16 protein-coding genes and 3 pseudogenes are annotated in these 14,363 nt (G+C 72.5%); 7 read left to right on the top strand and 12 right to left on the bottom strand.

Annotation, left to right across the window (positions count from 1 at the left end):
• Positions 1–192: transposase family protein (locus tag GA0070215_RS29855; RefSeq protein WP_141708206.1), on the bottom strand; the 192-nt coding region annotated here is incomplete at its 3' end.
• A 144-nt stretch (positions 193–336) separates the two neighbouring features.
• Between GA0070215_RS29855 and GA0070215_RS29125 the strand changes: the two are divergent.
• Positions 337–594, top strand: a pseudogene (locus GA0070215_RS29125) (transposase family protein); the annotation flags it as partial.
• Positions 595–637: 43 nt separating this feature from the next.
• On the opposite strand, the gene GA0070215_RS28055 reads toward GA0070215_RS29125, so the two are convergent.
• From GA0070215_RS28055 to GA0070215_RS29850, 3 genes and pseudogenes are all read right to left on the bottom strand, one after another.
• Positions 638–901 carry a hypothetical protein gene (locus GA0070215_RS28055; protein ID WP_141708205.1) on the bottom strand — a complete coding sequence of 88 codons (264 nt, stop codon included), beginning with the start codon at positions 899–901 and terminating at the stop codon, positions 638–640.
• A 138-nt stretch (positions 902–1,039) separates the two neighbouring features.
• Positions 1,040–1,408, bottom strand: coding sequence for a hypothetical protein (locus tag GA0070215_RS16360; protein WP_208600355.1), 369 nt, complete (start codon positions 1,406–1,408; stop codon positions 1,040–1,042).
• A 54-nt stretch (positions 1,409–1,462) separates the two neighbouring features.
• Positions 1,463–1,654: pseudogene (locus tag GA0070215_RS29850) on the bottom strand (hypothetical protein); the annotation flags it as partial.
• A 132-nt stretch (positions 1,655–1,786) separates the two neighbouring features.
• Between GA0070215_RS29850 and GA0070215_RS16350 the strand changes: the two are divergent.
• Together GA0070215_RS16350 and GA0070215_RS16340 are read left to right on the top strand one after the other, a co-directional pair.
• Positions 1,787–2,272, top strand: a pseudogene (locus GA0070215_RS16350) (IS5 family transposase); the annotation flags it as partial.
• Between the two features lie 931 nt (positions 2,273–3,203).
• On the top strand, positions 3,204–3,941 hold the full coding sequence (locus tag GA0070215_RS16340; RefSeq protein WP_018786198.1) for a Clp protease N-terminal domain-containing protein: 738 nt from the start codon (positions 3,204–3,206) through the stop codon (positions 3,939–3,941).
• A gap of 49 nt (positions 3,942–3,990) precedes the next feature.
• Here the strand turns inward: GA0070215_RS16340 and GA0070215_RS16335 are convergent, their stop codons facing one another.
• On the bottom strand, positions 3,991–4,509 hold the full coding sequence (locus tag GA0070215_RS16335) for a hypothetical protein (protein WP_091046979.1): 519 nt from the start codon (positions 4,507–4,509) through the stop codon (positions 3,991–3,993).
• Between the two features lie 108 nt (positions 4,510–4,617).
• Positions 4,618–4,803 (bottom strand): DNA repair protein, encoded by a 186-nt coding sequence (locus tag GA0070215_RS16330; protein ID WP_091047011.1) that lies wholly within the window; start codon positions 4,801–4,803, stop codon positions 4,618–4,620.
• A 229-nt stretch (positions 4,804–5,032) separates the two neighbouring features.
• Between GA0070215_RS16330 and GA0070215_RS16325 the strand changes: the two genes are divergently transcribed.
• Positions 5,033–5,698: a GNAT family N-acetyltransferase gene (locus GA0070215_RS16325; RefSeq protein ID WP_208600354.1), complete on the top strand. Its 666-nt coding sequence runs from the start codon at positions 5,033–5,035 to the stop codon at positions 5,696–5,698.
• Positions 5,699–5,881: 183 nt separating this feature from the next.
• Here the strand turns inward: GA0070215_RS16325 and GA0070215_RS16320 are convergent, their stop codons facing one another.
• The 4 genes from GA0070215_RS16320 to GA0070215_RS16305 all read right to left on the bottom strand — a co-directional run bounded on the left by GA0070215_RS16320 (position 5,882) and on the right by GA0070215_RS16305 (position 9,012).
• The gene (locus GA0070215_RS16320; RefSeq protein WP_018786204.1) at positions 5,882–6,583 is read right to left on the bottom strand and encodes a TetR/AcrR family transcriptional regulator; all 702 of its coding nucleotides are present in this window, start codon (positions 6,581–6,583) and stop codon (positions 5,882–5,884) included.
• Entirely contained in the window at positions 6,522–7,004 is a 483-nt protein-coding gene (locus GA0070215_RS16315; protein ID WP_091046970.1) for a thiol-disulfide oxidoreductase DCC family protein, read from the bottom strand. Before GA0070215_RS16315 ends, GA0070215_RS16320 begins: the two co-directional genes overlap by 62 nt.
• Complete coding sequence (locus GA0070215_RS16310) at positions 7,001–7,438, bottom strand: hypothetical protein (RefSeq protein WP_018786206.1); 438 nt, start codon at positions 7,436–7,438, stop codon at positions 7,001–7,003. The genes GA0070215_RS16315 and GA0070215_RS16310 overlap by 4 nt, the downstream gene beginning before the upstream one ends.
• A 119-nt stretch (positions 7,439–7,557) precedes the next feature.
• Complete coding sequence (locus GA0070215_RS16305) at positions 7,558–9,012, bottom strand: glycoside hydrolase family 3 protein (protein WP_091046967.1); 1,455 nt, start codon at positions 9,010–9,012, stop codon at positions 7,558–7,560.
• 124 nt (positions 9,013–9,136) lie between these two features.
• On the opposite strand from GA0070215_RS16305, the gene GA0070215_RS16300 reads away from it, so the two are divergent.
• Entirely contained in the window at positions 9,137–10,342 is a 1,206-nt protein-coding gene (locus tag GA0070215_RS16300) for an ROK family transcriptional regulator (RefSeq protein WP_091046963.1), read from the top strand.
• A gap of 81 nt (positions 10,343–10,423) precedes the next feature.
• Here the strand turns inward: GA0070215_RS16300 and GA0070215_RS16295 are convergent, their stop codons facing one another.
• Together GA0070215_RS16295 and GA0070215_RS16290 are read right to left on the bottom strand one after the other, a co-directional pair.
• Positions 10,424–11,434 carry an ABC transporter permease subunit gene (locus GA0070215_RS16295; RefSeq protein ID WP_018786209.1) on the bottom strand — a complete coding sequence of 337 codons (1,011 nt, stop codon included), beginning with the start codon at positions 11,432–11,434 and terminating at the stop codon, positions 10,424–10,426.
• Entirely contained in the window at positions 11,431–12,435 is a 1,005-nt protein-coding gene (locus tag GA0070215_RS16290; RefSeq protein ID WP_091046959.1) for an ABC transporter ATP-binding protein, read from the bottom strand. The genes GA0070215_RS16295 and GA0070215_RS16290 overlap by 4 nt, the downstream gene beginning before the upstream one ends.
• A 132-nt stretch (positions 12,436–12,567) precedes the next feature.
• Between GA0070215_RS16290 and GA0070215_RS16285 the strand changes: the two genes are divergently transcribed.
• Positions 12,568–13,407 carry an ABC transporter ATP-binding protein gene (locus tag GA0070215_RS16285; RefSeq protein WP_091046956.1) on the top strand — a complete coding sequence of 280 codons (840 nt, stop codon included), beginning with the start codon at positions 12,568–12,570 and terminating at the stop codon, positions 13,405–13,407.
• A gap of 16 nt (positions 13,408–13,423) precedes the next feature.
• Positions 13,424–14,320 (top strand): ribokinase, encoded by an 897-nt coding sequence (locus GA0070215_RS16280; RefSeq protein ID WP_026268085.1) that lies wholly within the window; start codon positions 13,424–13,426, stop codon positions 14,318–14,320.
• Positions 14,321–14,363: the final 43 nt, after the last annotated feature.

Here is a 14,363-nt window from a genome sequence, read left to right as displayed (position 1 = left end):
CGAGCGGTAGCCGGCAACCACGGCGCAGACCGCCGCGGTCACCACGACCGGCAGCCTGTGCCGCACACCCCGCCGGGCTCGCGGGTCAGGCAGACCGGCGAGTGCTGCGGGCAGCCCACCAGCGGTTTCGGCAACGGTCAGAGCCGGTGCGCAGGACAGAGAAGAGGTCAGCGATGATGGCAGTGCGGGCATGGCTCACTTCGGATAGGTCATCGTGGCGTAGAGAACCTTGATGATCTTCTGAACCGGTCATGCCCGTCTTGCTGCCACCAACACCGGCGCTTCTACTTCGAACCGCCCAAGCCGGACACCCTCACGACTTTGCCGGGGCCCTGGGCCGACCTGGGCTACGAAGGCGAAGCCGACACCATCGTCGTCGCGTTCAAGAAACCCAAGAACGAGAAGCTCGGCGGCATCCAGCAGCAGTTCAACCGAGCCCACAACCGGCTCCGCGCGGTCGGTGAACGCGGCAACAGCCTGCTCAAAACCACGTTCAAAGCGCTGCGCAACATCAGCCTCTGCCCGTGGAAGATCGGTGACATCGTCGCGGCAGCCTTGGTCATTCTCCACATCAACCACCAGCGAACCACCTGAAACCGGGCGCTACACAACGTCACGCATCGTTACGCGGAAAGGCTCAGTCGCCTACGAAGACGAGATAGCGGTGAGGCTTTGCGTCCACCAGCTCGGTCAGAGCCAGCAGTTCTTGGGCAGCATCGGCCGCACCCCCTGGAGCGGAGTCAGCGAGCATCCGCAGTTCGGGAACAACAAGGCTCATTTGCATACGATTGAAGCGAGTATCGTCGTAAGGATCGACGTTTCCCAGCATGGGAAGCTTCAATGACTGAGCGAACTCCACTAGCCGGTTAAGGTCCGGGTGAATGCAACGAGCAAGGTTCATGTCCGGAAGGGTCCATACCCTGACACTCAAGGGCATCCGATCCACTCCTTTCAGTATGACCAGGTTGGAGGTGTCAGACTTAGTCCGACGCCTCCAACCTGGTCGCAGCAGCGATCTATCTTCGGGCTGGGCGCCAGACTATCGCGGAACACCCGGGTGCATGGTGATCACGCCACCGTACTTATCCGTGATTACCGTATAGGTAGACGTCGGCAAGCCGGTTTCGACGTCAGTTCCGATGGTCCGACCGGCGTCGCAGACTCTGGCGCAGCGACCGTTGGCCTGCGGCGTAGCGGGGAAATTGTTGGAGTCATCCGCGAGTTGGTACAAATCCTCGTTCTTGTTGAATAAACCCTTGGTTTCATCCGCTCCTGCACCGCCGGCCGTGTGGTTCTTTCGTATGTACGCCTCACCAGCGTCGTCCAGGAAAGCCTCACCGCAGTTGTGGACGAGGACCGGGGTGGTCCCGGCGAGCACATAGTACGTGCGGGATTTCCACCCCGTCACGCCGTGTAATCTATGTTTCTTGGCCTCTCACCTGGCCTTTCGTGGTGAGCGCCACCAGTGCAGGACGCCGACCTCGTCGGAGTCGGGCCAGTCGACGACGGGCAGGGGCGGTATCCCGAGCCGGGGTGCGAGTACGTCGTTCGCGTCGTTCATCCAGGTTGTCGCCCACACGAGATCACATGGCAGGGCCTCCAGTCGGCGGCCGTGTTCCGGATCGACCTTGTGCAGCAGGGGATGGGCGTCAGTTGCTAGGTCGTGTGTCATAAGTGCCCGTGGCCTGGCTGTGAGGTGATCGGTTGGGCGTGTCGGTGATCGATACGCGGTGAGGTCTCCGGTAGATGGGTTATCGACCAAGACAACCATCTGCACGGAGACCTCGTGGCCAGCGTAGCGGTGACGAGGCGGTTCGACCTGACCGACGCGCAGTGGGCGGTGCTGGAGCCGTTGCTGCCCGGGCGGAAGAAGCCGGGTCGGCCGCCGAAGTGGAGCAAGCGGCAGCTCGTTGACGGGATCAGGTGACGGGTCCGTACGGGTGCGCCGTGGCGGGACGTGCCGGACTGCTACGGGCACTGGCGGACGGTGTACGGGCTGTACCGGCGCTGGCAGCGGGCCGGGGTGTGGGCGCGGATCCTGGCCGGGTTGCAAGGTAGGGCCGATGCGCTCGGGTTGATCACCTGGGATGTGAGCGTGGACTCCACGATCGCGCGGGCGCATCAGCATGCCGCTGGCGCCCGCCGGGACAGTCACACGCAGGTCGAACCACCGGCCGGGGGCGGTAGCGGCGTCGTCGAGCCGGCCGATCACGCGTTGGGCCGCTCGCGGGGCGGTCTGACGACCAAGCTGCACCTGGCCTGCGAGCAGGGCCCGTGCGTCAACCCGCTGCCGTTATTCAGGTTCTGCCGCACGCAGGACTCCGCGGCCCGGTGTTGCGTCGTACCCAGCTTGACCTCGGTCAGCCCGAGCGCGCGACGCCGCTCGTTGAGCAGCACCAGCAGTCGCCGTTCCGCGGCGGACAGGCCGGTGGGCGTACCGGCCGACCTGGTCGGCGACGACGACGGGGTCGGCTTCGGTGACTTGCTGGGCTTCGCCGACCGGCTGGGGGTCGGGCTCGGGCGCACGGCGGTCGGGACGGCTTCACGGTGGTCAGAGAAGGTGTGAGCGCCGGTGCGGTGGTCGCGGCCGAGGGCTGCGCGGCTGCCGCGCTCGCCGGCTGCCGCCCCGGCTCCTCCGGGTAGTTGGCCAGTACGAGCCCGCCCCCGCCGAGCACTGCGGCGGCGGCGACGACGCCGACCAGGGTCTTGGACAACGAGAGCGCGACCGCACTCCGGCGGTTACGGCGTGGACGCCGGGAGGGGAGACCTGCGACCCGGTGGCGACGGTGTGCATCCTGTGGGTGATGTCGGAGGCGAGTGCCGCGGGGGGGCGGCGTGAGCGCCAGACCGGCCAGCAGCCGTTCGGCCGGAACCAGATCGTTCGTCGCGTCCGGGCAGTGCTGGCAGTCTCGGACGTGGCGGGCGAATCGCTTGCGCCACATCGGCGCAGGGCGGCGGTCCCAGCCGGAGGCCGTGTCGTCCAGGCCGGCGCGAGGCGGATCTGGGTTGTAGACCAGCGGCAGACAGTGCGAGACCAGCTCGTCCACCGCCGCCCGGTCGCCGCGGCGCGCCGCGTCCACCAGCGTCGGCATGTCGGCCCTGTCCGGGTACGCGGGCGAGGACACGCTCACCACCTCGTCTTTACGGAACGGCAGCGTCAACCGAGGGTTGACGTACCGCATGCGTCAACCTATGGTTGACGCATGGAGGAGACCGAACCACTCAAGATGACCCATCCGGTACGCCTCGACGACCTCATCGACGGCATCAAGAAGGCACACACCGACGCGCTCGACCAGCTGGCCGACGCCGTGCTCGTCGCCGACCACCTGGGCGACGTGGCGGACCACCTGATCGGGCACTTCGTCGACCAGGCGCGCCGGTCCGGCGCCTCGTGGACGGAGATCGGCCGCAGCATGGGCGTGACCAAGCAGGCCGCCCAGAAGCGTTCCGCCGCCAAGGCGGAGACCGCCGCCGCGCTCGACCCGAACTCCGGGTTCGGCCGCTTCACCCCGCGCGCCCGCAACGTGGTGCTGGCCTCGCAGGAGGAGGCGCGGACCGCCGGCAACGCCGAGATCACCCCGGGGCACGTCGCGCTCGGGCTGCTCGCCGAGCCGGAAGGGCTCGCCGCCGCGGCGATCGTCGCTCGGGGCGTACCCCTGGAGCGGCTGCGGGAGGTCGTCACCTCGACGCTACCGGCGAAGGCCGACCAGGTTCCGGACCTGATCCCCTACGACGCGCGGGCCAAGAAGGTGCTGGAGCTGACGTTCCGGGAGGCGCTGCGGATGGGACACAACTACATCGGTACGGAGCACATCCTGCTCGCCCTGCTGGAAGAGGAGGGCGGTGACGGCGTGCTGCGCGGCCTCGGCCTGGAGAAGGCCGCGCTGGAGTCGGCGTTCGAGGCGGCGCTCGCCGAGATCACTCGGAAAGGGGCCTGACACCACGCCGGGCACGCGTCACGGGGGCGCGTGCCCGGTGCTCGGGTTGTCAGTCGGCGACGGGGAAGCCGTACCGGGCGGCGTGCTCCGGGTCGGCCGGGTCGACCTGGCGGATGCCGGCGTCGGCCAGCCGCTTGTTCACCTCGTCGAGATGCTCCCGGACCAGCCGGGCCTCCTCCTCGGTGACCCGGCCGCGGTGCGGGCGCCCGGCGTGCTCGATGGTGCCGTAGTCGATCTTCTCGGTGGCGCGCCGGGCCTTGGGCGGCTTGACCCGCTCCGCGGTCCGCAGCAGCTGCGCCATCGGCACGTCGGTCGCCATCGCGTCGAACTCGCTGGCGGTCAGCACCACCCGGCGCGGCTCGCCGTGACCGTGCCGGTCGTGGATCTCCACCACCGCGACGTCGAGCGCCGCGTCGTCGATGCTCTCCACATCGACCGGGGTGGCGTCCAGCTGCACGGGCCCGGCGACCAGGTCCGGGTGCTCCAGGACGACGACCTTGACCACCTCGTCGTCGGGGCTGAGCACCTGACCGGTGAAGTCGGAGACGTGGATCGTCTTCTTGCCCATGCGCGGAGCTTCTCCTGTCGTAGGCCGGAAATCGGACCACAAGACGCTACCGCACAGGTGTGCGAAGGCCGGTACGCCCGCCCGGCCGGTGTGTCGCCGCCCGCGTTCCTAGAGGGGTGAGAGGCCACGCCAGGCGGCGGTGCCGGCCGGCTGCGCGTTCAGCTCGGCCCAGGAGGGCCCTCGGTCGCGGGCCTCGCGGTACGCCGGCTGTGCCGGGAACCGCCCGGCGTCTGCGGCGGCCCGCCAGCCGCGCTCCGCGTCCTGCTGGAATCGGTCATTCGGTTCGTGAGGCATGACCACTACCGTCCCAGAGAAACTTGTCCATGTATGGAAATGAATATGACGCAGGGGCGATGCCTTCGGTTCCGTGCGGCGCCGGGACTCCTGCGGCCGGTGGCGGGACCAGGGATCGGCATCCGTCGCTGGCGTGCCGACCCTCTACCCGTCTGCCGCACGTCTCAACCGCGCCGCGATCGGCGAATTCCGCGGGCACGGGCGCGGCGTGCGGGCGTACCATGATCACGTGCTCGACCGGCGGGTCTTCCTCCATCTGGCGACCTGGTTGGGACAGTGGCCGGCGGGCCCCGGGCTGCACGTGGTCAGGTCGTACCGCCGCGCCCGCCCGGCCTGGGACGGGCGGCTGCGCCCCGCCGTCGCGGTGACCGCGGGCGGCAGCACCGTCCTCTCGGTGGCCGCCGACCGGGTGGAGGCGGTACGGACGCTGGTACGCGACCGGCCGCTCGGGGAGTGGCTGCCCGACCTGCCGGTCGCTGTCGGCACGCCCGAGTTCGTCGCGCACACCTCGGTCTTCCGCTGGTGCACCGACCCGGCGCCGCTGCCCGAGGTGGGGGAGTGGGTGCCGCCCACGCTGCCCGGGCTGCCGCCGTGGCTGCGGCTGTTCGACCGGGAGGTGCTCGTGGTCCGGGGCGCCGACGGCGCGTACCGGGCCGGCGTGGGGATCAAACGGCACGACGCGTACGGGCACGAGCTGGCGGTGGGCACGGTGCCGGCGGCGCGCGGGTGCGGCCTGGCCCGGCGGCTGGTCGCGCAGGCCGCGCGCCGGGTGCTGGACGAGGGGGCGATCCCCACCTACCTGCACGACCCGGGCAACGCGGCGTCCGGGCGGGTGGCCGAGGCGGCCGGGTTCCCGGACCGGGGCTTCACCGGGTTCGGCGTCTTCCCCCGCTGACCCGCCCCGCCGGCCGTGTCTGGCGCGGACCGTGGATCCCGGGCCGAATCCACGGTCCGCAGCTCTCTCCCCAGGCCCGACATCGGTAACGCTATGTGTCAGTTCCTGTCGGGAGCAAGGGGTGCGTTGCTGTCCGGTTACGGACTCTCACCTGCGGAATCGCTTGCCGTCGCGTCGGCGGGATCAGTGACGCAGCGTGTGGATCAGGGTGAGCGCCTGTCGGGTGACCGGCCGCAGCACGCGCAGCCGGGACAGCCCCACCAGCCGGTCCACGAGCGGCACCACGCCGTCGATGAGCTGCCGGGTCTTGACCTGCCCCTCCGAGCGGTCGTGCACCCAGTAGAGCACCACACCCATGTAGCCGAGCCAGAGCAGCTCGGGCAGAGCCTCGCGCAGCTCCTCGTCGAGCTTGACGGTGGACCCGGTCAGCGCCTCGCGGAACAGCGCGATGGACATGTCCCGGGGCGCCGACGACTCGGCGGAGAACGGGCTGAGCGGTGAGGTCGGCTCGGCCGCCGTCTTGAAGAAGGCGCCCGCGAACGCGTGGTACGGGCTCAGCACGTCGACGCCCGCGTGCAGAACCCCGGCCAGTCGCGGGCCGAAGTCCCGCTCCCGGGCGAGCACCGGCGCGGCCGCCTCCCGGTGCTCGCGCTGGGTGCCCGCGTAGAACTCCTGGACCAGGTGCTCCTTGGAGCCGAAGTAGTAGTAGGCGTTGCCCACCGCCACGCCCGCCTCCTGGGCGACGGCGCGCATCGTCGTCCGCGCGTATCCGCGCTCGCGGAACAGCCGCATCGCGGTGTCGAGGATCAGCTGGCGGGTCTGCTCACCCCGGGCCGTCGACCCCTGCCCACCCGCAGCGGTCGTCGGCGCACTCTGCTCGGTCATCGTCGTCACCGTATCCCGGTTCCCGGATCCGTTCGCGGACCGCGGAGGCCGCCGCCACCACCCGCCGGGCCAGCGGCAGCAGGTGCGGGCGGGCCAGCCGCTCGGCCGTGCCGCGATGCTCGGCGAGCGCCCAGAGGCAGGCGAACCAGGCGCCGTCGCCGCGGTAGACCGCACCGGTGTCGGCCACCACCGTCAGGTCGCGCAGGGTGGCGTCGTGGTCCAGCCCGGGGAAGCGCCGCCGGGCCTCGGGCGATCCGGCCGGCACGAACTCCAGCGGTACGAGCTGGGCGCGGGAGGCGAGCCAGCGCCGGGCGGCCCGGCGCATCGGGCAGTCCGCGTCGAACAGGACGGTGAACCCGCGGATCCCACCGGCCCCGTGCCCGGTGGGATCCTGCTGGTGCCCGCCCGCGGCGGACGTCACCGGGCCGGCGGGTTCGGGCCCGCCGCCGGTACGGGCCCACCCTGCGGCGGGAGCATCCTGACCGGCGGCAGCGGCGGGTGGGTGGCCTGCTGGCGCAGGCGGTCGCGCCGGTAGCGGCCGAGCGCGAAGACGTTGAAGAAGTGCAGCGCGCCCAGCACCAGCAGGACGAATCCCACCTTCATGGAGAGCTGCTCCAGCGCCTGGCTGGTGTCGCCGACCGGATCGGACTCCTTCATCGCCACCGTGACGTAGCCGAGGTTGAGCAGGTAGAAGCCGACCACCAGCAGGCTGTTGACCGCCCCGGCCAGCCGGCTGTCGGCGAACACGTCCTCCAGGAACACCAGCCCGTTGCGGGACAGCGCCCGCGCCACCCAGATGGTGAGGCCGATGCTCACCGTCAGGTAGGCCAGGTACATCCAGACCTTCACGTCCATCCCCCTAACCCTTCTTGAACGTGTTCAAATCGCTGACGCCCTGAGCGTACGACAGATTTTGAACGTGTTCAAGACAGCGGCCCGCCGCCCTTCCGGGCAGCGGGCCGCGTGGGGTGCGGTCAGGCGGTCAGGCCGAGCGCGTCGGCGGCGGCACGGCCGTTGGCGTGGCTGGCGCCGTGGGTGGCGACGAACGCGCGCGCGCCCGCCGGTCGCCACGCGCCCGGCCAGCCCATCTCGACCACAGTCACCTGATGCGTGGCGGCCAGCGCCTCGACCAGCTCGCGCGCGCCGGGCAGCCGGTGCAGGTGCCGCCCGACCAGCACGACCGGCCGGTCCCCGGCGAGCCGCCGCAACTGCTCCGGGCCGGTCTCGCCCGCCACCGCGCGAGCCTGCTCGACCCCGGCGGCCAGGTGCGGGCCGAGCCCCCACGGCACCCGCCCCTCGGCGACGGTGGAGGGGGCGTGCACCTGCACCACCAGGGGCACGGTGTCTCGGGTGAGGTCGCCCTCGACGCGTACCGCCCGCAGCGCGGCGGCGTAGCCGAGTCCGTCGACGGCTGGGGGCGGGGCGTCGGCGGGACCGGAGGCGGCCGCGAGCGCGGCGGTGCGGCCGGCCGCCTCCTCGACCCGCTCCCGAGCCAGCCGGCCGTCGGCGACGGCCGCGACGATCTCGGCGGCGACCGACTCGACCAGCTCGGCGTCGACCCGGGCACCGATGCACAGCAGGTCCGCACCGGCGGCCAGGGCCCGGACCGCGCCCGCGCCGACGCCGCCGGCGGCGAGCACCGCGCCCTTCATCTCCAGCGCGTCGGTGATGATCGCCCCGGTGAACCCGTACTCGACGCGCAGCAGGTCGTGCAGGACCGCGCGGCTGAACGTGGCCGGGCCGTCGCCGGTCAGCGCCGGCACCCGGATGTGCGCGCTCATCACCGCGCGGACGCCCGCGTCGACCACTGCGGCGAACGGCGGCAGGTCACGCTCCCGCAGGACGGCCGGCGGCACGTCGACGGTGGGCAGTTCGTGGTGGGAGTCGGCGACTGTGGCGCCGTGCCCGGGGAAGTGCTTGGCGCAGGCGGCCACCCCGGTCGACTGGAGACCGGCGACGGCGGCGGCCGAGTGCACGGCGACCCGCTTCGGGTCCGCCCCGAACGAGCGGGTGCCGATCACCGGGTTCTCGTCGGCGGTGTTCACGTCGACGGTGGGCGCCAGGTCGACCGTGACGCCGAGCGCGGCCAGTTCCGCGCCGATCGCCGCGTACACCCGGCGGGTGAGGTCGGGGTCGTCCACCGCGCCGAGCGCGGCGTTCCCGGGGTACGGGCTGCCGGTGGCGTGCGCCAGCCGGGTGACGTCGCCGCCCTCCTCGTCGATCGCGACGATCACGTCGGGGCGGCCGGCGCGCAGCGCCGCGGTGGACGCCGCCACCTGGGCCGGGTCGTGGATGTTGGTGCCGAACAGGGTGTGCCCGGCGAGCCCGTCGGCGAGCAGGTCGACCGCCCAGTCCGGCGGGACCGGTCCCGGGTACGCGGCCAGCAGCGTGCCCAGCGCGAGCCGGCGCAGTCCTGGATCCAGACCCACGAGTGTCCCCTTTCCCTGCCGGGTCGTCCGACCTCTGCGGGTGGGGGTGGCCGATACGCTAACGGGCACCCCTCGGCAGGCGTTTTGTGGTTAGAAAACTTTACTGAAAATTGAGGACGACGGCATGAGTGCGACCCGGCTGCCCGGCACCCCCCGACTCCTGCGGGCGCTCAACGATCGTGCGGCGCTGGAGCTGCTGCTCGAACGCGGCCCCCTGACCCGGGCCCGGATCGGTGAGCTGACCGGGCTGTCCAAGGTCACCGCGTCCCAGCTCGTCGAGCGGCTTGAGGAGCGCGGCCTGGTCGCCCGGGTCGGCGAGCAGGCCGGCGGGCGGGGCCCGAACGCGCAGCTCTACGCCGTCCGGCCGAGCAGCGCGTACGTGGTCGGCGTGGAGGTGGGCGCGGAGCGGGTGGTGGCGGCCTGTGCCGACATCACCGGCACGGTGGCCGGGCGGATCGAGCAGTCCACCAAGGACACCGACGACCCGGTCGGCGTGGTGCACAACGCGGTGGTCCAGGCGGCCGGCAGCGCCGGGGCGGAGCTGTCCGCCGTCCGGCGCGTCGTGCTCGGCACCCCCGGCCTGGTCGACCCGCAGACCGGCGACATCACCTTCGCGTTCAACCTGCCGCGCTGGCACAGCGGCCTGCTCGCCGCCCTGCGCGAGGACCTGGACACCCCCGTCGTGTTCGAGAACGACGTGAACCTCGCGGCGGTGGCCGAGGCGCAGTCCGGCGCGGCCCGTGGCACCGCCGACTTCGTGCTGGTCTGGGTGGACGCGGGCGTGGGCCTGGCGATCATGCTGGGCGGGCGGCTGCACCACGGCAGCAGCGGCGCGGCGGGCGAGATCGGCTACCTGCCGGTGCCCGGCGCGCCCATCCCGCGCGACGTGTCCAAGCGGGCCAAACCGGCGTTCCAGCAGCTCGCCGGTGCCGACGCGGTGCGCGCGGTGGCCGCCGAGCACGGCTTCGCCAGCCCGGAGGCGGCCGAGCGGGGCGTCGCGGCGGCCCGAGCCGCCGAGGTGGTACGCGCTGCCATCGCCGCCGGCACCGCCGGTGGTCCGATGCTCGACGAGCTGGCCCGGCGGCTGGCACTGGGTGTGGCGAGCACCTGCGTGGTGCTGGACCCGCCGCTCGTGGTGCTCGCCGGCGCGGTCGGGCAGGCGGGCGGGGCGGCGCTGGCCGAACGGGTGCAGCACGAGGTCGCCGCGATCACGCTCGTGCGGCCCCGGGTGGTGACCACCGGCCTGACCGAGGAGCCGATCCTGCGCGGCGCGCTGCGGACCGCGCTGGACGCCGTACGCGACGAGGTGTTCGGCTCGACGGTCGGCTGACCGCGTCGTGGACCCTGGCGCCATGTGAAGGAATCCTTCATCATGGCGTCAGGGTTTGCAAGGAGTCGCCGGGGCTTGCGGTCAGATCAGGTCGCGGCGGCGGAACACGGTGAACGCCGCGGCCACCAGCGCGCCGGTGAGCCCGAGCAGCACCACCAGGCCCGACGTCCACGTCAACGTGTACGAGCCGTCGCAGTAGCCGGAAATCCCGGGGCCGCAGGCGTTGTTGTCCCACAGCCGCACCTCACCGGACAGCCACGCCGCCAGATAGCTGGACAGCATGAACCGGTCCGGCCGGCCGACCTCCAGCATCTGGAACACCAGCCGCGCGCCCAACTCCCACACCACCACGTACGCGGCCACCGTGCCGAGCGCCGCCGACGTGTGCCGGCCCAGCGTGGCGACGGCGAACCCGAGCGCCGCGGCGAGCAGCACCAGCATCAGCCCGCGTACCCAGATCGCGCCCAGCGACGGCCAGAAGTCGCCGCCGGTCCGCCCGACCAGGCCGGATGCCTGGCCGATCAACCAGAACGCCCCGAGGTACGCCGCCGACGCCAGCACCGACAGGCCGAGCAGGCCACCCAGCAGGGTGCCCAGCTTCGCGGCGAGCACCGCCGGCCGCCGGGGCCGCCACAGCAGCAGGTTGACCACGCCACCCGAGTTGAGGTCGGCCCCGATGTAGGAGGCGCCGACCAGGAACCCGAACAGCGTCAGGAACGCGATCAGGAAGTAGAGCAGCGGCTCGGCCTCCTTGGCGAAGACGAACACGCCGCTGAGGTAGTCGGCCGCGCTCGGCAGCTCCTCGATCTGGGCCGGGTCGATCTGGGCGCAGTCGCGCGGCAGGTAGTCGTTCTCGCCCGGCGGGAGCGAGCCCTCGCGGATCCGCAGGCAGCGGTCGTACGTCATCTCCATCTGGCGCACGTTCTCCGCCGCCTGCGCCTGCGCCCGGCTCAGCTCCGCCGGGCTCGGCCGGTGCGAACCGGCGAGCGTGGTCACCACCGTCACCGCGAAGGCGGCAGCCAGCAGCACCACCATGAGCTGCACGAAGCGCCGGGCGGCCAGCCGCTCCAACTCGGCACGGACCAGGTTCACGCGTCCACCTCCCGGCTCTCCCGGACGTCGAGATCGATCACTCCGTCGCTCGGCGGTGCGCCGTCGACCTGCCGCGGCACCGCCACGTGCTCGTGGCCGCCGGTCAGCTCCAGGAAGACGCTCTCCAGGTCCGGCCGGAGCGGGACCAGCTCGCGTACCCACACGCCCTGCTCGCCGAGCGTCCGGCTGATCGTCTCCGGATCCTCCACGCCGGTCACCACCAGGTGGTCCGGCGCGACGGCCACCGACAGCCCGGCCCGGCCCAGCACCTGCCCGGCCTGCTCCGGGTCGGCCACCCGGACCCGCCACTGGTGCTGGTCGAAGCCCGCCAGCACCTCCTCCACCGGCCCGTACGCGACCCGCCGGCCCCGGCTCACGATCGTCACGTGGTCACAGATCAACTGGATCTCGGCGAGGATGTGACTGGACAGCAGCACCGTCACCCCGGCCTCGGCCAGCGACCGGGTCAGGTCGCGCATCTCCCGGATGCCGGCCGGGTCCAGGCCGTTCGCCGGTTCGTCGAGGATCAGCAGCTCCGGGTTCTTCAGCAGGGCCGACGCGACCGCCAGCCGCTGCTTCATGCCCAGCGAGTAGCCCTTGACCCGCTCGTCGCCCCGATCGCGCAGCCCGACCTGCTCCAGCACCTCGTCCACCCGGGCGGTCGGCACACCCCCGGCCAGGGCCAGCAGCCGCAGCGTCCGGTGCGCGGTGAAGTTCGCGAAGAACTGCGGGCTCTCCACGATCGCGCCGACCCGGCCGGCCACGTCCGGCAGGTGCTCGGGGGAGTCGGCGCCCAGCACGCGCATCCGCCCGGCGTCCGGCCGGACCAGCCCCAGCAGCGCACGCAGGGTGGTGGTCTTCCCGGACCCGTTCGGCCCCAGGAAGCCGTGCACCTGGCCCGCCTCGACCAGCATGTCGAAGCCGTCGACGGCGACCCGGCGCCCGTGTCGCAGCGTGTGGAACGTCTTGCGGAGGCCGGCGATCTCGATGACCGCGCTCATCCGCGCGCCTCCCGGCAACGGTCGGGCATGGGTGTCCTTCCGGAAGCGGTGACCAACGACACGGTGCCTCACCCTATGGCGGCGGCGCCGCCCGTGGGGGGCGCCGGGCCGGGTGCGTGATTGGATGGGGCGGTGACTGGTGACCTGATCCCCGGCGCCCCGGGCGCCCCCGCCCCCTCGACCGTGGACGCGGATCTGGTGGTCAGCCTCGACGGGGTCGGCGTCAAACGCTCCGGCACGGCGCTGGTGCACGACGTCGACTGGCGGGTCGAGCTGGACGAACGGTGGGTGGTGCTCGGGCCGAACGGCGCGGGCAAGACCACGCTGCTCAACCTGGCCGCCGGCCGGCTGCACCCGACAAGCGGCGTCGCGCACGTGCTCGGCGAGCGCATCGGCCGCACCGACGTCAACGAGCTGCGCACCCGCATCGGCCTGTCCACCGCGACGCTCGCCGAGCGGATCCCCGCCGACGAGCGGGTCGTCGACGTGGTGGTGACCGCCGCCTGGTCGGTGGTCGGCCGCTGGCGGGAGAGTTACGACCGCACCGACGAGGCGCGCGCCGCCGCGCTGCTGCGGCAGCTCGGCGTAGGCCACCTCAGCGACCGCACGTACGGCACGCTGTCCGAGGGGGAGCGCAAGCGCGTCCAGATCGCCCGCGCCCTGATGACCGACCCGGAGCTGCTGCTGCTCGACGAGCCCGCCGCCGGTCTCGACCTGGGCGGGCGTGAGGACCTGGTGGCCCGGCTGGCCGAGCTGGCGTACGACCCGGACGCGCCGGCCATGGTGCTCGTCACCCACCACGTCGAGGAGATCCCGCCGGGCTTCACCCACGCGCTGCTGCTGCGCGAGGGCGGCGTGGTGGCGCAGGGCCTGCTCGCCGACGTGCTCACCGCCGACAACCTGTCGAAGGCGTTCGGCCTGCCGCTGGTGGTGACGCGGTCCGGTGACCGCTGGGCCGCCCGCGCCGCCTGAGCGACGGGACGACACCGTGCGGCAGACCCGGATCGCCGTCGTCGGCAGCGCCAACATGGACCTGGTCGGCATCGGCGCCGCGCTGCCCCGGCCCGGTGAGACGGTGCTGGGCGACGACTTCGTCATGCTGCCCGGCGGCAAGGGCGCCAACCAGGCGGTCGCCGCCGTACGCGCCGGCGCGTCCTGCGTCTTCCTCGGCGCGATCGGCTCGGACTCGTTCGGCGTCACGCTGCGGGCCCGGATGACGGCGGCCGGCGTGGACACCGGCCACCTGCGGGTGGTCTACGGCCCGTCCGGCGTAGCGCTGGTGATGGTGGGCGGCGCGGGGGAGAACGCCATCCTGGTCACCCCCGGGGCGAACGCCGCGTTCACGTCGCCGACCGCGGACGAGCTTTCCGCCGTACGCGATGCGGATGTGTTGGTCGCGCAGCTGGAGGTGCCGGTCGAGACGGTGACCGAGGCGGCGCTGGCGGCCCGGTCCGCGGGCACCCGGGTGGTGCTCAACGCCGCGCCGGCCCGGTCGGTGCCGGCCGAGCTGCTGGCGGCCACCGACCTGCTCGTGGTGAACGAACCGGAGGCGCAGGCGCTGACCGGCCGCGGCCGGGACGAACCGGCGGCGCTGCTCGACCTGGTGCCCCGGGCGGTGCTCACGCTCGGCGGCGACGGCGCCTGGTACGTCGACCGGGAGCGGCCGCCGACGCACGTGCCCGCGGTGCCGGTGGACGTGGTCGACTCGACCGCCGCCGGGGACGCGTTCACCGCGGCGCTCGCCGTGGCCTGGGGCGAGGGGCGGGATCTGGCCGACGCGGTGCGCTGGGCGGCGGCCGCCGGTGCGGCGTGCGTGCGCAAGCTCGGCGCGTCGGTGGCGCTGCCGCACCGCGCGGAGATCGACGAGCTGTTCCCCGGCGGTTAAGAAGGGTCCCTTTCCCTACCGGAGGCGTTAAGAGGGGGCCCTT

This window comes from Micromonospora marina (assembly GCF_900091565.1).
Classification (GTDB): domain Bacteria; phylum Actinomycetota; class Actinomycetes; order Mycobacteriales; family Micromonosporaceae; genus Micromonospora; species Micromonospora marina.
This window is presented reverse-complemented; position numbering and strand designations above follow the sequence as displayed.